This is a genomic window from Rhizobium sp. SVR5-9E, from assembly GCF_056755095.1.
The window spans coordinates 1-234 of record NZ_JBNDHS010000764.1; the positions used below are offsets into that span (position 1 = coordinate 1).

The 234-nt window shown below is 56.0% G+C and carries 1 pseudogene; it reads left to right on the forward strand.

From position 1 onward, the window contains the following. A pseudogene (locus ACPYOJ_RS36900) lies at positions 1–234 on the forward strand (MFS transporter); the annotation flags it as partial.

Here is a 234-nt window from a genome sequence, read left to right on the forward strand (position 1 = left end):
GGATATATCAACGTACCGATCGGCATCACCGGCATGAGCTTTGTCTCGATCTATATCGACGAGCTGAAGGGCAAGGCCGCCGGTCACTTCGATACGATCGGCTTCATCCTCTCGGGCATTTCGCTCGGCTCGATGCTCTTCGTCTTCGAACTGTCGAGCAATGACGGGGAGGGATCGTTTTCGATCTTCCTGATCGCCGTTGGCCTGCTCTTCGGCATTGCCTATCTGCGCCAC